The organism is Asticcacaulis sp., from assembly GCF_047605585.1.
GTDB lineage: Bacteria > Pseudomonadota > Alphaproteobacteria > Caulobacterales > Caulobacteraceae > Asticcacaulis.
The window spans coordinates 1,126,090-1,142,662 of the sequence record NZ_JASGFK010000001.1; the positions used below are offsets into that span (position 1 = coordinate 1,126,090).

17 protein-coding genes are annotated in these 16,573 nt (G+C 61.5%); 6 read left to right on the plus strand and 11 right to left on the minus strand.

The annotated features are described in order from the left end of the window. Positions 1 to 11 precede the first annotated feature (11 nt). Positions 12 to 1,271: a serine hydrolase domain-containing protein gene (locus tag QM647_RS05305; protein WP_414994430.1), complete on the minus strand. Its 1,260-nt coding sequence runs from the start codon at positions 1,269 to 1,271 to the stop codon at positions 12 to 14. Positions 1,272 to 1,438: 167 nt separating this feature from the next. On the opposite strand from QM647_RS05305, the gene QM647_RS05310 reads away from it, so the two are divergent. Together QM647_RS05310 and QM647_RS05315 are read left to right on the plus strand one after the other, a co-directional pair. Then, positions 1,439 to 3,868 (plus strand): ATP-binding protein, encoded by a 2,430-nt coding sequence (locus QM647_RS05310; protein ID WP_414994431.1) that lies wholly within the window; start codon positions 1,439 to 1,441, stop codon positions 3,866 to 3,868. 105 nt (positions 3,869 to 3,973) lie between these two features. After that, positions 3,974 to 5,344 carry a chloride channel protein gene (locus tag QM647_RS05315; protein ID WP_414994432.1) on the plus strand — a complete coding sequence of 457 codons (1,371 nt, stop codon included), beginning with the start codon at positions 3,974 to 3,976 and terminating at the stop codon, positions 5,342 to 5,344. On the opposite strand, the gene nhaA is transcribed toward QM647_RS05315, so the two are convergent. The 8 genes from nhaA to sdhC form a co-directional block, all read right to left on the minus strand. Beyond that, complete coding sequence (gene nhaA / locus QM647_RS05320; RefSeq protein ID WP_414994433.1) at positions 5,296 to 6,474, minus strand: Na+/H+ antiporter NhaA; 1,179 nt, start codon at positions 6,472 to 6,474, stop codon at positions 5,296 to 5,298. The genes QM647_RS05315 and nhaA overlap by 49 nt on opposite strands. Positions 6,475 to 6,529: 55 nt before the next feature. Beyond that, a complete protein-coding gene (locus QM647_RS05325; protein ID WP_414994434.1) occupies positions 6,530 to 7,627 on the minus strand; it encodes an HPP family protein in 1,098 nt (365 codons plus the stop codon). Between the two features lie 76 nt (positions 7,628 to 7,703). Continuing rightward, complete coding sequence (locus tag QM647_RS05330) at positions 7,704 to 8,576, minus strand: glycosyltransferase family 2 protein (protein ID WP_414994435.1); 873 nt, start codon at positions 8,574 to 8,576, stop codon at positions 7,704 to 7,706. Between the two features lie 13 nt (positions 8,577 to 8,589). Further along, a complete protein-coding gene (locus tag QM647_RS05335; RefSeq protein WP_414994436.1) occupies positions 8,590 to 8,910 on the minus strand; it encodes a 2Fe-2S iron-sulfur cluster-binding protein in 321 nt (106 codons plus the stop codon). A 139-nt stretch (positions 8,911 to 9,049) separates the two neighbouring features. After that, the gene (locus tag QM647_RS05340; RefSeq protein WP_414994437.1) at positions 9,050 to 9,823 is read right to left on the minus strand and encodes a succinate dehydrogenase iron-sulfur subunit; all 774 of its coding nucleotides are present in this window, start codon (positions 9,821 to 9,823) and stop codon (positions 9,050 to 9,052) included. Between the two features lies 1 nt (position 9,824). Continuing rightward, positions 9,825 to 11,630, minus strand: coding sequence for a succinate dehydrogenase flavoprotein subunit (gene sdhA / locus QM647_RS05345; protein ID WP_414994438.1), 1,806 nt, complete (start codon positions 11,628 to 11,630; stop codon positions 9,825 to 9,827). A gap of 3 nt (positions 11,631 to 11,633) precedes the next feature. Beyond that, positions 11,634 to 12,008 (minus strand): succinate dehydrogenase, hydrophobic membrane anchor protein, encoded by a 375-nt coding sequence (gene sdhD / locus QM647_RS05350; protein ID WP_414994439.1) that lies wholly within the window; start codon positions 12,006 to 12,008, stop codon positions 11,634 to 11,636. Then, positions 12,008 to 12,424, minus strand: a complete 417-nt coding sequence (sdhC, locus tag QM647_RS05355) for a succinate dehydrogenase, cytochrome b556 subunit (RefSeq protein WP_414994440.1) — start codon at positions 12,422 to 12,424, stop codon at positions 12,008 to 12,010. Before sdhC ends, sdhD begins: the two co-directional genes overlap by 1 nt. Positions 12,425 to 12,771: 347 nt before the next feature. Here sdhC and QM647_RS05360 point away from each other — a divergent pair, with 347 nt between their 5' ends. The 4 genes from QM647_RS05360 (at position 12,772) to QM647_RS05375 (ending at position 15,527) form a co-directional block, all read left to right on the plus strand. Next, positions 12,772 to 13,371, plus strand: a complete 600-nt coding sequence (locus QM647_RS05360; RefSeq protein WP_414994441.1) for a hypothetical protein — start codon at positions 12,772 to 12,774, stop codon at positions 13,369 to 13,371. Positions 13,372 to 13,574: 203 nt separating this feature from the next. Beyond that, entirely contained in the window at positions 13,575 to 14,537 is a 963-nt protein-coding gene (mdh, locus tag QM647_RS05365) for a malate dehydrogenase (protein WP_414994442.1), read from the plus strand. Between the two features lie 103 nt (positions 14,538 to 14,640). Beyond that, positions 14,641 to 14,958 (plus strand): hypothetical protein, encoded by a 318-nt coding sequence (locus QM647_RS05370; protein ID WP_414994443.1) that lies wholly within the window; start codon positions 14,641 to 14,643, stop codon positions 14,956 to 14,958. Positions 14,959 to 14,966: 8 nt separating this feature from the next. Further along, positions 14,967 to 15,527 carry a GNAT family N-acetyltransferase gene (locus QM647_RS05375; protein WP_414994571.1) on the plus strand — a complete coding sequence of 187 codons (561 nt, stop codon included), beginning with the start codon at positions 14,967 to 14,969 and terminating at the stop codon, positions 15,525 to 15,527. Here QM647_RS05375 and QM647_RS05380 read toward each other — a convergent pair. Next, a complete protein-coding gene (locus QM647_RS05380; RefSeq protein WP_414994444.1) occupies positions 15,524 to 15,667 on the minus strand; it encodes a hypothetical protein in 144 nt (47 codons plus the stop codon). The genes QM647_RS05375 and QM647_RS05380 overlap by 4 nt on opposite strands. Before the next feature lie 141 nt (positions 15,668 to 15,808). Then, positions 15,809 to 16,450 carry a MarR family winged helix-turn-helix transcriptional regulator gene (locus tag QM647_RS05385; protein ID WP_414994445.1) on the minus strand — a complete coding sequence of 214 codons (642 nt, stop codon included), beginning with the start codon at positions 16,448 to 16,450 and terminating at the stop codon, positions 15,809 to 15,811. Positions 16,451 to 16,573 lie beyond the last annotated feature (123 nt).

The window sequence follows — 16,573 nt, forward strand, 5'->3', positions numbered from 1 at the left end:
CTTTTGCTGGATTAAGCCTTCAGCCCCAACCTGACAGCCTCTTCGCGCAGGACGGCATGGGTAGGGTAAAAGCCGCCGTCATTGGCGCCGTCGCAGTTATAGAGCATGGCCACGGTGAGTTGTTCGAAGGGCAGGCTCAACAGCTGGCCGGTAAAGCCGTTGATGCGGCCGCTGTGCGTGAAGAAGGGCTGGCCGCCGATAAAGCCCAGCCGCATTCCCAGACCGTAACCCGGTGAGCGGGTGTTTTCGCGATCCATGGCAAAGGCGCCATCCTTCAGCCGCACGGGGGTCAGCATTTCGGCCAGACTGGTGGTCTTCAAAATCTTGCCGGTCATCAGGGCCGAATGCCAGCGGCAGAGATCGGCCGAGGTTGAGCGCAGGCCGCCGGAACCGCCGGCGAAGCTGGCCGAGACCGGCCACACCTGTCCGAAACCATCGCGCAGGGAGCGATTGGCGCGATGGCCTTCGCAGATATCCGGATCGCCGATATTGAGCTGGTCGATGGCGGTGCGCGTCATGCCGGCGGGGCCGAACAGGCGCTGGCGGCAGAATTGGGCGAGCGGCAGGCCGCTCAAGCGTTCGATCACGATGCCGAGCAAGGCAAAGCCGGTATTACTGTAGACCCATTTCATGCCCGGCGGGCAGCGGAACAGGGGATCGGCACTCTTGATCGCCTCTATCAGGCCCTGTTGCGTATAGTCATGGGTTTGCGCGGTGGTGAGCATCTCGGCGTGGCGGCCGCTTAGATAATCATCGAGACCCGAGGTATGGCTGAGCATCTCGCGCAGGGTCATGAGATCGGCACGCGGGAAATCCGGAAGGAAACGCGCCAGCGGATCGTCGAGCCGCAGCTTGCCGTCTTCCATCAAAAGGAGAATGGCGGCGGCGGTGAACTGCTTGCTGATCGAAGCGATACGGAAGCCGGTCCTGGTGTCGACCGTCTGTTTCGGCGCCAGCTGCGCATTGCCGAAACCCGCCGAATAGAGCATGACCCCGGCCTTCATGACGCTTAAGGACAGGCCTGGGGTGACGTGACGCTCGATCATGCTGCCGGCCAGGGTATCGAGCGAGGGCCAGTTCAGCAGGGGCGGTGGGGGTGGTGGCGCTGCCGGCTCGGCGACCGGCGCCGAAGGCCTGGGAATGTGAACGTCTGTCTTCGGCAGAAGCGACAAACCGGCCCACAGGGTCAGTGCACCGCCAGCGAGGCCGGTGCCGATGCCTGTCAGGACATCGCGGCGCATCAGCAGGGCGCGGGGCGCGGGCTTGGTCATTCTGACTCCGAAAACATGGGCAGGGTGAGTGTTTGCCGATTTCAGCGCGCGCGTAAAGCCGAATTTTGCTGCGCTGGCGAGATCGTGATCGATCGAAAACCCTGCTTTTTACAGGCGAATCATCTTGCTCTATAGTATCGGGAACAGTGATTCGTATGGATGCCCTGATGGCTATTGCCTCTATCGCCTATACCGCCGCCGCTGGCGGATTGGCCCTGGCCCTGTCCACCACATGGCTGGCTCTGCGCAATCGCCTGCGTTTCACCAAGGTCCGCGATGAACTGTCTGCCGACCTGACCGCCAAGTCGGGCATGCTGCGTGAGCTGGACGCCGCCACCACGGCCTTCGATGAAGCCTTTCTAGCCGTCGAAGGCGATGTCGTACGCCTGGTCTGGGGCGAGGATACCTTGCGCCATTGCGCCGAGGCGCTGGGCCTGAAAATCACCGACACTTCTGCCATCGCACCGCAGGTCATGCAGGCTCTGGGCGATACCTCGGCCGAGGCCGCTGAAGGCCTCAAGGCCCTGATCAGCGAAGGCAAGGCCTGCCGCTTCGAAATTTTCGCCGAAACCCCGCAGGCCCTGAGTGGCAATCCGCCCTCCGGCCTGACCCTGATCGTCGAAGGCAAGGCTTCCGGCGCCACCGCCTGGATACGTCTGGCCATTGCGGGCGCCAAGGCTTCGCTCTCCTCAGGCCCCTTCGCGCAGATGGCCGAGCGTCTGCCGGCGCCATGCTGGATCTGTGCCCGCGACGGCCGCATCGTCTGGGCCAATACCGCCTGGCTCAAGGCGGTGGAAGTAACGAACCTCGAAGAGGCGATCAAGAAGGATCTGTCCTTTGATCGCAATGCCGACAGCCTCGTCATGGAGGCGATGGATCAGCACATGCGTCGCGAAGGCTTCCGCTGGCTGACCGTCGGTGGCCAGAGGCGCGCTTTCCAGATCATCGCTGAGCCGCTGAACGACGCCTATGTGTGCGCCTATGCGGTCGATGTCACCGAGGCCGAGGACAGCCGCGAAGCCCTGAAGCGCCATGCCAAGGCGCATGACGAAACGCTCGACGCGCTGGAAGACGCCGTGGCGATCTTCGGGCCGGAAAAGCAGCTGATGTTCCACAACCGCGCCTTCGAAACCCTCTGGGAGCTGGAGCCGGCCTGGCTGGCCGAACGCCCCACCCATGGCGAATGGCTTGATCGCCTGCGCCAGAAGCGCCGCCTGCCGGAAACTTCCGACTATAGCGGTTTCAAGGCGCGCGAAAGCGAGGCGTTCAGCCTGACCCATACTTCGGATGACGAGATGTGGAGCCTGCCCGATGGCCGTTCCCTGCGCGTCGTGCGTCAACCGCATCCACTCGGCGGCCTGCTGATCCTGTTCTCTGACAAGACCGGCGAGCTGAAGCTGAAGGCGCAGTTCAATGCTCTGATTCAGGTGCAGAAATCGACGCTTGACCAGTTGAACGACGCCGTGTCGGTCTATGGCTCGGATGGCCGCCTGCGCCTGCGCAACCAGGCCTTTGACCGCTTCTGGAATATTCAGCCGGATGATGTGGCGGCCGTGATGGATTTCAGCCAGATCGCCGAGCTGTGTCTGCCTCTGGTGCATGATCGCGGCTTCTGGACCGAGCTGAAGGCGCGCGTCACCGATACCGATCCGCTGGCCCGTGCGCCGCAACTGGGCGAGGTGAAGATTTCCGATGGTCGTCTGGCGCAATGGCGCACCCAGCCTCTGCCCGATGGCGCCACCCTGGTCGCCTTCTCGGACATCACCGCCACGCGGCAATTGGAAAAAGCCATCGACGCGCGCGACGAGGCGCTGAATGAGTCGGTGCGGCTGAAGCGCGATTTCGTCGCCAATGTGAGCTACGAACTGCGCACGCCTCTGACCACGATTGTCGGCTATGCCGATCTGCTGCAGGCCCAGACAAACGACAATCCGAAACAGAAGGCCTATCTCGATTCCATCCAGAGCGCGGCTCAGGAACTGGCGCGCTCAATCGACGATGTGCTCGACATGGCGCAGATCGATGCCGGTGAAATGTCGATCCACCGCGCCGATGTACGTTTGCTCGATGTCGTGGCCGAGGTTGGCCTGCGCCTGTCCGATACCTTCAAGGCGCGCGGGGTCAGCTTCGATTATGACGGCGTGGTCGAGACCGGCCTGATCCGCGTGGATGCCAAGCGCCTGGCGCAATGCCTCGAACATCTGCTGGGCAATGCCATCCGCAATGCCAGCGCCGGCAGCGCGGTGAAGCTGCACGCACAGAAGGACCAAGATAATCTGGTTCTGGAAGTGGCCTATAGCGGCCGCGGCATTCCCTACCATGTGCAGGCGCATATCTTCGATCGTTATATCGGCCGCGAACGCGGCGGGCCCGGTCTCGGCTTGGCTCTGGTCAAGGCGCTGGTCGAATTGCATGACGGCTGGATCACGCTGGAATCCGAGCCCAATGAAGGCGCCAGCTTCAAGATTCATCTGCCCGGCCAAAGCGAGGCCGGAAAGGACGATGCGCCGGCCGCGCCGAAACTGGAACTGGTGGAACCGACCCACGCCGATGACGCGGACCATAGCGACGACGCCTCGGTGGTGGACGTCGCCTAAGCCCGGCCTAACACTCTGCAACGTGAAGTGAGGCCCGGCGGGGTTGATCCGACAGACTAAAAAGGACGATAGGATCAGAACCGTCCTGTTTCCTGAGAGTTTTTCATGGCCAAGGATCTGCGCCGCCTCCGCCCCCTTATTTCCCGCTGGAAGACCCTGGGTCACTGGCGTTCGCAGGTGGTGTTCTGGGGCGGCGGATTATTGGTCGGCGTCGTGGCCGTGTTCGTGGCCATGATTTGCGACAAGGCGCTGGAAGCTTTTCGTATAGGTCGTGAGCATTATCGCTGGCTGCCGCTGATCCTGACGCCGCTGGGCTTTGCCCTGTCCGCCTTCACGGCCCGCCGTTGGTTCGGCGGCACGCAAGGGTCCGGCATTCCACAGGTGATTGCCGCCAGCGAGATCGTCCGTCATCACCCCAATGCGCTGGACCGCCTGGTTTCGCTGCGCATCGTCATCGGAAAGACCCTGCTGCTGTTCTTCGGTCTGTTGTGCGGCGCTTCGATCGGACGCGAGGGACCGACCGTGCAGATTGGCGCTTCGCTTATGCGGGTAGCGGGAAAGGTGGGGCGGATCGGCAATGAATCGGCCCTGTTGCTGGCCGGCGGCGCGGCGGGCGTGGCGGCGGCCTTCAATACACCCCTGGCCGGTATCGTTTTCGCCATCGAGGAACTGGGGAAAAGCTTCGAACAGCGCACCTCCGGCACAGTGATCTTCACCGTCATGCTGGCGGGGATCGCTTCGCTCGGTCTCCTGGGGGATTATACCTACTTCGGCCGCAACACCACGCATATCATGGGCTGGCAGGACGCCGTGGCCGTGCTGGTCTGCGGCATCGGTGGTGGTCTGATCGGTGGCGGGTTCAGCCGGGCTCTGGTCTTCGGCACCCGGCGTCTCGGTAGTGTTTTCGGTGGGGCCCTGGCGAAGCGGCCGGTGATGTTCGCCGGGCTGTGCGGTCTGCTGGTGGCGATCATCGGGGTTACGACCGGCGGCACGATCTTCGGCACGGGTTATACGGAAGCCAAGTCGCTGCTGACCGGTGGCGGGCATATCCCGCATGGCTACGGCCCGCTCAAGGTCCTGGGGACGCTGCTCTCTTGCGTCAGCGGCATTCCGGGCGGTCTGTTCGCCCCTTCGCTGGCGGCCGGCGCCGGTCTGGGCGCTGACATGCAGATGTTCGTGCCCATGGTGCCGGTAGTGACCATGGCCCTGCTCGGCATGGTCGGTTATTTCTCCGGCGTGGTGCAGTCGCCCCTGACCTCATTTGTCATCGTGCTGGAAATGACCAATGACCATGACATGGTCATCCCGCTGATGGCGACCAGCCTGCTGGCTTACGGGGTCTCCAAGCTGGTGTGTCCGCGTCCGTTGTATCACAGCCTGTCCCAGGGCTTTGTCCGGCAGGAGCGCATCTTGCGGGGCGAGAAGAGTCAAGACTCGGATGTGCGCGACGAAAGCAGCCGTCCCAGCACAAAATAGCCGATCACGCCGGCCAGAACCGAACCGGCCAGTACGCCGATCTTGACCACATCCTGAATCTCCGGATGAGTCGGAAAAGCCAGCAGGCCGATAAACAGACTCATGGTGAAGCCGATGCCGGTCAGGATCGACAGGGCATAGAGTTGCGCCCAGCTTGTCCCCGCCGGCAGGGCGGCGATGCGCAGTTTTATGGCAATGACGCAAGCGCTGAAAACGCCCAGTTGTTTGCCAAGGAACAGACCGAGCGCCACGCCGAGCGGCACGGGCTGAAGTAGGGTTTCCGAGCTGAAACCGGCCAGTGAAACCCCGGCATTGGCGAAACCGAAGATCGGCACGATCAGGAAGGCCACGGGCTTGTGCAGGGCATGTTCCAGACGCACCAGCGGCGAGGCATGATCGTCGTCGCTGCCTTTTTTATGTGTATGCAGCGGGATGAAAAGCGCGAGGGCGACACCGGCCAGGGTGGCGTGAATGCCGGACTGGAACACGAAGACCCACAGGACCGCGCCGACAAGCAGGTACGGCCACAAGGCCTTCACGTGCAGGCGATTAAGGATGGTCAGTCCCAGCAGGCAGCCCGCCGCACCGGCCAGCATCGGCAGGGATAGGCCGGTAGTGTAGAAAAGAGCGATAATCAGGACGGCGGCGAGATCGTCGATGATGGCCAGCGCCGTCAGAAAGATTTTCAGGCCCACCGGTACGCGCGAACCGAGCAGGGCCAGGACGCCGAGAGCAAAGGCGATATCGGTCGCCGTCGGGATCGCCCAGCCGCGCAAGCTATCCGGTGAAGCGCGGTTGACCATCTGGTAGATGACCGCTGGGGCGATGACACCGCCCAGTGCCGCCAGGCCGGGCAGGGCGCGCTTCGGCCAGGTCGAAAGCTCACCGGTCAGAGCCTCGCGCTTGATCTCCAGCCCGACCATCAGGAAGAAGATGGCCATCAGGGCGTCATTGATCCAGTGCAGTAGGCTCAGGGGGCCGATGTGGTGGTGCAGGCTTTCGAAATAGACGCGGGAGAGCGATGAATTGGCGACAATCAACGCCAGGGCGGCTGCGGCCATCAGAATCAGCCCGCCGGCGGCTTCGCTGTCGAGGAAGGCCTTGGTCATGGTCAGGGTCTTGCGGATCATGAAGGGCTCCCGTACTGACCGGTAATCCTAAAGTGCTTTGCTGCCCATGTCTCTCTTAAGCGGCGTGATAGACGGTTCGCATCACATCCGAGGCGCTGATAATGCCGATCAGCCGGCGGTCGTCATCGAGCACCAGCAGGTGGCGTTTGTCGCCCTGGCTGAACAGGTCCATGCGCGCCTCCAGAGAATCGTTGAGGTTTGCGGTGGCAAAGGTTTCGCTCATGATCTGGCCACACACTTCCGGTTTTTCGGAATGAATGGTGCCGGTGGGGGTGAGCAGGGCATCCAGCCCGCCGCAGGCTGCGGCCGCCGACAGGATATCGGCGTGGGTCAGCAGGCCGTGGACGCGGTGGCGTCGATCGACCACCGGCAGGGCCTTGATGTCATGCGTCTTCATCAGCGCCCAGGCCTCCTTGAGGTGCGTGCCGAAATGCACGCTCCAGACAGGCCGGGTCATGACCTCGCCGCAGGTGCGCCGGCCGGAAAGGCGCTGCCAGGCATGCAGTTCGCTGCGTTCCAGCAGGCGCGCCAGATCAGCCACGGCGATATCGAGCACCTGGCCCTGGCTGCGCAGAGCTTCGGCCAGGTCAGCCTCGGTGATGCGCAACAGGCCGGAAGCGCGGGCCGTAGCCGGCGGAGCGACATGCGGATAGGCGCGGCGCGTCAGGTTGTTGTAGAGCAGGCCCATACCGACCAGCAGCAACGAATTTGTGAAGGCGGGGAACAATGCAAAGAGGGGGGCGTGTGTGTGGGTCAGGACCACCAGCAGAGCCATGGCGCCGCCCGGCGGATGCAGGCAGCGCAGGGCGAACATGGTGCCGATGGCGATGCCCACGGCAAGGCTGGCGGCGATCAGCGGATCGGGGATCAGGTTACAGGTCAGAAGGCCGCAGATGGCCGAAATCGTATTGCCGCCGACTACCGACCAGGGTTGCGCCAGCGGACTGGCCGGCACAGCGAAGACGAGCACGGCGCTGGCGCCCAGCGGTGCCACCAGCCAGGGCGACAGACCCAGCAGGCGCGACAGGCTGAGGCAGATCAGACCGGTAACGAAAATACCGATGGCACCGCCGAGCGCGCCGCGCAGACGTTCACCGTGACTGACGGCCATGGGGCGGGGATAGAGGGCCTTGAGGCCTTCGGACAGGGTCATGCCGGGGTCCGTTCAGACATGCAAAGAGGACCGGTTGTAGCCAGCTATGTGTTTTCCGCAAAACCTTTTTTCGCGGTTACCAGGGGCGGTGCGCCCATAACTTGCGCCAGAAGGGTATGGGTCTGAACAGATTGGCAAATACGGCATCGAACGCCGCGCGATGACGAGCAATCTGGTTGTATTCGACCTCGTTGTGATCCAGCCATTTGAACATCTGCTCGGCTTCGGCGGGTGTGCGCACACGACGCGGATCCTGAGGCATCAGCGACGCACGCCCCCGCGCGATCTTGCGGTCGAAGTCCTCGCGGGATTTGACCTGGTAATGATTCAGGTGCGCGATGTTGTGGTGAATATCGTCGGAAAGACCGAGCGCTTCGGTCATGGCCAGGGGGTGTCCGTCGGCGTGGACATAGCAGCCGGATTTCAGAATCGCGGCATGAACGGTCATCTCTGCAAGGTTCGCCGATCGAACAATGGTCTTGATATGGCGATTATTGCGTGAATGGGCGTAACCGCCGCGGGTGAAAGCATCGATGACCAGGTCATAATCGCTCTTCAGCCGGCCCGATGAGCCGAAACCCAGCCAGTTCAGACCGATGGCCCCGACTTCGGGCGCGAACCGGGCCAGAAAGGTCGATATAGTCTCGTCCGTATTGAGGACCAGGAACTCGTCGCAGTCGAAAAATGCGACCCAGTCATAGCGCGGGGCGATATGGATGCGCGCCCATTCATAAGCGGTGATTTGCGGAGACTGGCCCTCGACTGGTTTCCAGCTGATCCGCTCCACCGGCCAGGCGGTGCCGATACGGGTTATGGTCGCTGCGGTCTCGTCCGTGCTCTCATTGTCGAAGACGAAGATGCGGTCAAAACCCAGTGCCAGATTATGTGCCAGCCATTCGGCGATAAACCGTCCCTCATCCTTGGCGATACAGATCAGGGCGATGGTCATGTGCGGGCGTGGCCTAGTGTTGATTTTCCGGCATGCGGACGATCAGGCCATCCAGCGCGTCCGACACGATGATCTGGCAGGAAAGGCGCGAGGTCGGTTGCAGGTCGTTGGCGAAATCGAGCATCGACTCTTCCATCACCGAGGCCTTGCCGGTCTTGTCGGCCCAGGCGTCATCGACATAGACATGGCAGGTGGCGCAGGCGCAGGCGCCGCCGCAATCGGCATCGATACCGGGGATATTGTTCTTGACCGCGCCTTCCATGACGCTCTGGCCCGGCTTGACATCGATGATGTGTTCTTTGCCGTCGTGTTCGATATAGGTGATCTTGGCCATGCGGGTCACTTTAAAGAAAAGCCGAAGCTATGCTTCGGCTCTTGAAAACAAAAGTAAAAATTTGCGACGAGCCGTCTCTAGCAAATTTTTTCCTTATAGGAAGGGGGCACATGGGGGGAAACGCCGTTTCCCCCCATGATTACTTCGCGGGCATCATCTTCTTGATTTCGGCGATCGCCTTGGCGGGGTTGAGACCCTTCGGGCAGACCTGCGCGCAGTTCATGATGGTGTGGCAGCGATAGAGCTTGAACGGATCTTCCAGCGATTCCAGACGCGCCTGGGTGTTTTCATCGCGCGAGTCGGCGATCCAGCGATAGGCCTGCAGCAGGGCCGCGGGGCCCAGATACTTGTCCTGGTTCCACCAGTAGCTGGGACACGAGGTCGAGCAGCAGGCGCACAGGATGCACTCATAGAGGCCGTCGAGCTTGTCGCGGTTTGCCGGGGTCTGCAGGCGTTCCTTTTCCGGATCGGGCGTCTTCGATTCCAGCCACGGCTCGATCGAGGCGTACTGGCTGTAGAAGCCCGACAGGTCGGGGATCAGGTCTTTGACCACCGGCATGTGCGGCAGGGGCGAAATGGTGATATCGCCGGAGAACTCGTCGTGACCCTTGGTGCAGGCCAGGGTATTACGGCCGCCGATATTCATGGCGCAGGAGCCGCAGATGCCTTCGCGGCACGAGCGGCGGAACGCCAGGGTCGAGTCGACATTGTTCTTGATGTAGATCAGGCTGTCCAGCAGCATCGGGCCGTGATCGGCCGAGTCGACCTCATAGGTATCCCAGCGCGGGTTCTCGCCGGAATCGGGATCGAAGCGGTAGATCTTGTAGGTGCGCGTCGTCTTGGTCTTCTTCGCGGCCTTGAAGCGCTTGCCTTGTTTGATCTTGGAATCGCGGGGGAGGGTAAGCTCAACCATATCAGTAAACCCGTGCTTTCGGCTGAATGTAGGCGATGTCGTTGGTCATGGTGTAGGTGTGCACCGGACGGAAATCCGTCTTTACCTGACCGGTATCGGTGTCGATCCACATCAGGGTGTGCTTCATCCACTTTTCGTCGTCGCGGTTCGGGAAGTCCTCGCGGGCGTGGGCGCCACGGCTTTCCTCGCGGTTGACGGCCGAATTGACCGTGACGACCGCCTGATTGATCAGGTTGTCATATTCCAGCGCTTCGACCAGATCGGTGTTCCAGATCAGGCCGCGATCCGTGATGCCGATGTCCTTCGAGGCCTTGTGGATCTCGTCGAGACGGGCGACGCCTTCCTTGAGGGTTTCGCCGGTCCGGAAGACAGCGGCGTCCTTCTGCATGGCTTCCTGCATGGAAAGACGCAGTTTGGCAGTCGGGGTCGCGCCCGAGGCGTTGCGGAATTTATCGAGGCGGGCCAGGTGCTTGTCGACCTGAGTGGCGCCGATATCCTTGTGGGCGACGCCCGGCGTGACCAGTTCCTTGGCGCGCAGGCCAGCGGCGCGGCCGAAGACCACGAGGTCGATCAGCGAGTTGGAACCGAGGCGGTTGGCGCCGTGCACCGACACGCAGGCCGCTTCGCCGACAGCCATCAGGCCCGGCACGACCGTATCGGGGTTGCCATCCTTAAGCGTCAGGACCTCGCCGTGATAATTGGTCGGGATGCCGCCCATATTGTAGTGGACGGTAGGGATGACCGGGATCGGCTCCTTGGTCACATCGACGCCGGCAAAGATCTTGGCCGATTCCGAGATGCCCGGCAGACGCTTGTGCAGGATTTCCGGCGGCAGGTGGTCGAGGTGCAGGAAGATGTGGTCCTTCTTCGGGCCGACGCCGCGGCCCTCGCGGATTTCCATGGTCATCGAGCGCGATACGACGTCACGCGAAGCCAGGTCCTTGGCGGAGGGGGCGTAGCGTTCCATGAAGCGCTCGCCGGCCGAGTTGGTCAGATAACCGCCTTCGCCGCGCGCGCCTTCGGTGATCAGGCAGCCCGAGCCGTAGATGCCGGTCGGGTGGAACTGCACGAATTCCATGTCCTGAAGCGGCAGGCCGGCGCGCAGCACCATGGCGTTGCCGTCACCGGTGCAGGTGTGGGCCGAGGTGGCGGAGAAATAGGCGCGGCCATAACCACCGGTCGCCAGGATGACGAGGTGGGCGCGGAAGACGTGGATGTCGCCGTTGTCGAGCTGCCAGGTGGTCACGCCGCGGCAGACGCCGTCATCCATGATCAGGTCGAGGGCGAAGTGCTCGATGAAGAATTCGACATTGTTGCGGACCGACTGGCCATACAGCGTGTGCAGCATGGCGTGACCAGTGCGGTCGGCGGCGGCGCAGGTGCGCTGCACCGGGCCTTCGCCGTAGTTCTTGGTCATGCCGCCGAACGGACGCTGATAGATCTTGCCGTCCTCGGTACGCGAGAAGGGCACGCCCCAGTGTTCGAGTTCGTAGACAGCCTTGGGGGCGTTACGCACGAGGTATTCGATGGCGTCCTGATCGCCCAGCCAGTCCGACCCCTTGACGGTGTCGTACATGTGCCATTCCCACTTATCCTCGCCCATATTGCCGAGCGAGGCGGCGACGCCACCCTGGGCGGCCACGGTATGGGAGCGGGTCGGGAAGACCTTGGTGATACAGGCGGTTTTCAAGCCGGCTTGTCCCGCGCCGAGCGCGGCGCGCAGGCCAGACCCACCGGCGCCGACCACGACCACGTCATATTCGTGATTGATGATGTTGTACGGCTTTTTTGCGTTATTTTGGGTCATGACTTAGGCCTTGAATGCCAGGAACAGGCCGCCCAGCGCAGCGGCAAGCAGAACGAGGCAGAACAGCAGGTTGAGCAGCTTCAGGAAGCGCGAATTGGGGAAGTAGTCGAGCACGTTGGCGTTCAGGCCCATGTGGGTGTGCCAGACGGTGATAATGAAGGTCAGAGCCATCAGGCCGGCATTGACCGGGGCTTTCACGAAGGCCAGCGCGGCTTCATAGCCATTGCCCATCAGGCCGAAGGCGCTCCACAGCGCCCAGCCACCCAGAACGATCAGGGCGACGGAGGTCCAGCGTTCGGCCAGCCATTCGCCGGCGCCATGCTTTTCCGATTTCTTCCAGTCCTTCGAGGACCGCTGACGCAGATACGAGTCAACCATTAGAGCGCCACCTTGCCAGTCGCGAACAGAACCACCCAGAAAATGATCGTCAGAACAATACCGCCGATCAGACCCCACCACGACATCGCGTTGGCCGATTTAAGCTGGAAGCCGATAACCATGTCCCAGACCAGGTGACGCAGGCCGCCGGTCAGGTGCAGGAAGGCCGCCAGGCTCAGGCCGAACCAGACCAGAAGTCCCAGCGGGGAGGCGCCGAAGGTCAGGAAGGCGGTATAGGCCTGCGGGCAGATGCCCGATGCCGTTATGCCGATGGCCAGCAGCCAGGCTGCCACCAGAACCGCGCCCACAACCAGCGCAAGGCCTGTGGCCCGGTGCAGGATCGAGGTGAACATGGTGATGTGGAAGCGCCAGACCTGCAAATGCGGTGATAAGGGGCGGTGAGGAGTCTGAGACATATGTGTGGCCTTAACCAATGTCTTGTACGGGACGGCAGGAAGCCGTAGCCGGAAACGTTACACTTGCCGGTCTTTTAGACCCTGAAAGCGGTGTGTCAATCAAGCTTTTGTGCACAGCAACCCCTTTTTTGCGCAAGGTTTGTGAGAACAATTCGCATCCGCACTATTATGGCTTTTCCCAGACTTCACGGCGATGTGATTCCGTCCTTGCCCCAGCTTGGACAAATTTCTGTAGTTCACTCATGAGGTGAAAGAATTCTTAAGATGCGCCTGATTAGCTCATGATGAACGGCGTACCGCTTTCGCCCCTTCCGACAAACAGAGCCTGTAGTAGAGAGTGTACCCTAGTGATTTCTGCCCTGATCCTTTCGGCCGCCCTGATCGCACAAGACGACCTGCTGCCCGCTGGCCCGCAGCCTTACCAGTCGGCCTCGTCCGCCGCTGCTGCACCGGCCCAGACGGCGGTTCAGGCACCGCAGGCCCCGGCGCCGCAGCTATCCGGCGCGGCCGTCAGCGTCGATGCCTACCGCCGCGATTACGAAGGCCCGAAGGACTCGCGCGAACTGAGTTACGATTCCGGCCTGCTGTCGGCCTATGTGAACAAGGAAAACAGCATCGGCAATATGGAAGGCTCGTGGGTCGTCTCTTCCAGCACTGGCCAGAAACTGCTGGGTCTCGAACTGCGCAGTGAAAATGCCGTCAGCGGCCGTCTGGAAGGCGCCTGGCGTTCGATGCTGGCGGGCTTCGGCCTGAACAGCTCAGGCTTTGTCTCGGATATCGATATGACCGGCCGCGACATGGAGGTCACCTACTATGCAGATGGCGCCCGCTCCCCGACTCTGCTGCACTTGACAAAGGGCGGCGATGCGCAATGGCGCGGCTATATGCTCGATCCCAAGGGCGATAAGACGTCGGTGACCATGTCACAAGTCCGGATGGGGAATTAATTCAAGTAAGAAGCCCCAATTAATCCCATTTAAATGCCTACCCGTTACCGGGATATCACTTTTTCCGTTGCTGTGCAGCAAACCGCCTGCGGGGGACTTGCGCACAGGCCTTAACAGGACTAGGACGCGGGCAGATTTCCGCGCCCCGGCTGCGAAGGCCGCAGCGCCAGATCGTTATTGCGGCATTTTTAAAGGGAGTTCCCATGGCACGCGCAAAGATTGCTCTGATTGGTTCGGGTATGATCGGGGGCACGCTGGCCCACATCGCCGCCCGTGAAGAACTGGGCGACGTCGTCCTGTTCGACATCATGGAAGGCACGCCGCAAGGCAAGGCGCTGGATATCGCCGAAGCCACCGCCGTTTTCGGCAAGGACGTGACCCTGAAGGGCGCCAATGACTACTCGGCCATCGCCGATGCTGATGTCTGCATCGTCACCGCCGGTGTGCCGCGCAAGCCGGGCATGAGCCGCGATGACCTGCTGGGCATCAATCTCAAAGTGATGAAGGCCGTTGGCGAAGGCATCAAGCAATACGCCCCGAACGCCTTCGTTATCTGCATCACCAACCCGCTGGACGCCATGGTCTGGGCGCTGCGCGAATTCTCGGGTCTGCCGCACAAGAAGGTCATCGGTATGGCCGGCGTGCTCGACTCGGGCCGTTTCGCCTACTTCCTGGCTGAAAAGACCGGCGTATCGGTTGAAGATATCCATGCCTGGACCCTCGGTGGTCACGGCGACGACATGGTGCCGATGGTGCGTCACTCGACGATCGGTGGCTTATCCCTGCCGGAATGCGTGGCCCAGGGCTTCTTCACTCAGGAAGAACTCGACGCCATCGTGAAGCGCACCCGTGGCGGTGGCGGTGAGATCGTCGCCCTGCTGAAGACCGGTTCGGCCTTCTACGCCCCGGCGGAATCGGCCATCGCCATGGCCAAGTCCTACCTGCTCGACAAGAAGCGCGTCCTGCCGTGCGCCGTGTACCTGAACGGTGAATACGGCCTGCGCGGTCTGTATGTCGGCGTCCCGGCCGTAATTGGCAAGGACGGCGCTGAGCGTATCATCGAGTTCTCGACCAATGACGAGGAAAAGGCGATGTTCGCCAAGTCGGTCGAAAGCGTCCAGGGCCTGATTGCCGCCTGTAAGACGATCGATCCGTCGCTCGCCTGAGTCCGGTAAAATTCGACTGAAAAGCCGCCTGTGAAAACGGGCGGCTTTTTTATTTTCGGATATGCTAGGCTGCCCTATCAAAGGCAATGCGGGAGGTCGGGTCATGAAGAAAGTAACACTGACGGTCATGGCGCTGGCCGGGCTTTGCCTGCTGGCCGCCTGCGCCACGCGGCCCATGGGGCATCACAATGATCCGGCCCTGGTGCGCGGCATCATCGACGGCCTGCTGGCACCGATCTCTTTCGTCCTCAGCCTGTTTTCCGATACCATCCGCATGTATGCCTATCCCAATATAGGCCGCTGGTACGATCTGGGCTTTCTTGCAGGCCTTAGCGCCTGGGGCGGCGGCGCCTCGACGGTCACGCGCTATGTCTATATAGACCGCCGTACCGGCCGCACCCTGGATATTGAGGATCGCTGAACTTGACACTGCCCCATACGTCACCCCTCGGTCCCACATTGGAAACCGATCGTCTGATCCTGCGTCCGCCGGTCGATGCCGATTTTGACGGCTTTTGCGCTTTTCATGCTGATGAAAAGGCCATGACCTTTCTGGGTGGGCTGTCTTCGCCGCCGGTGGTCTGGCGCATCATGCGCACTATCGCCGGATCATGGGCGCTGGACGGTTTCGGCATGTTCAGCGTGATCGAGAAAAGCACTGGCCAGTGGATCGGCCGGATCGGGCCGCTGTGCCCGCATGGCTGGCCGGACCGCGAAGTGGGCTGGGGCCTGCTAACCGAGGCACAAGGGCAGGGTTATGCGAAGGAAGCCGCCATGGCCTCTATGGATTTCGCCTGCGATGTATTGAATTGGGATGTGATCATTCATACGATCGCGCCGGCCAATCTGCCTTCGGCGAAACTGGCCAAGACGCTGGGATCTTACGTCATGCGGCAAGCCTATCTGCCCGATCCCTATGCGGATTTGTTGGTCGATATCTGGGGACAGACGCGCGACGAGTGGCGGAAAAACCGCGAAAGCTTTATTTAACGCGCCGCCGGTTGGCGCTGAGCATCCGTATGGGCGCGATTGCGCGGCGTTGCCATGGCCGAGACGAAGGCGGCGGCACATTGCGCGGGGGCGCAGGAGCGCGCGGCGGAAATCCAGTTTACGGCTTCAATCTTTTGCATTCAGCGAATCCTCTACGCACTCATCACTGGATCGATCTGAAGCCGATCCTTATTGGGAACCTGTCTTGCGTTTATAGCAGATAATTATCAAGATTCGATGAGGAAGACCTGAATCCGGCGTTAACCCTGTTGTTGTGGCTTTCAGGTTGTCTTTTCAATGGGCGCGTGCACCAGGTCTTCGCCTTCGGCACCCGGCGCGGCACCTTCCGAAAGCGGCGGGAAGGGCAGCTTCTTCATCTTCTTGGCGCTGAACTTATCTTTTTTCTTGCCCGGCTTTTTCTCGCGTACGGGCTTCTCGGCTTTCGGCGCCTTGGGCACCTTTTCCTTGCGTGGCTTGACCTCGCCAGACAGTTCGCTTTCGCGTGCGCTGGTCAGCTTGCGCAGCAGCTTGACGAAGCTGTCGCGTTTGGGCGGGGAAAGCAGGCTGAGAATTTTCTCATCGGCGGCCAGCACGCGCGGTTCCATATCGGTCAGGGCCGTCTTGCCGCCTTCGGCGATGCGCACCAGATTAGCGCGGGCATCGGTGGCCGAGCGCTCACGCACCACCAGTGCCTTGGCCAACATGCGCGACACGAGGTCGGCCAGGGTGGAACGATCTATGCCGGTCAGCTTGACGAGATCGGTCTGGCTGAGACCGTCAGTGCCTTCCAAAGCCTTCAGCACCGCGTACTGGCGTTGGGAAAGCGCGTCTTCGCCGGCCTCGGCATTATAGATATCGAGGGCGATCTGCAGAACGCGGTGCAGCAGATGTGAGGGCGATTCATCGAGCCCGTTTTTAGACATGGTTTTCTCGCCTGACTTCGACTTCTTCATGATGCCACCGTTTTCGCTGGGACCGATGAAGGTAACCTTGTCATGACTCTACGACATTTTCACGACAATTCAATCCGCACACGGAGGAATGAC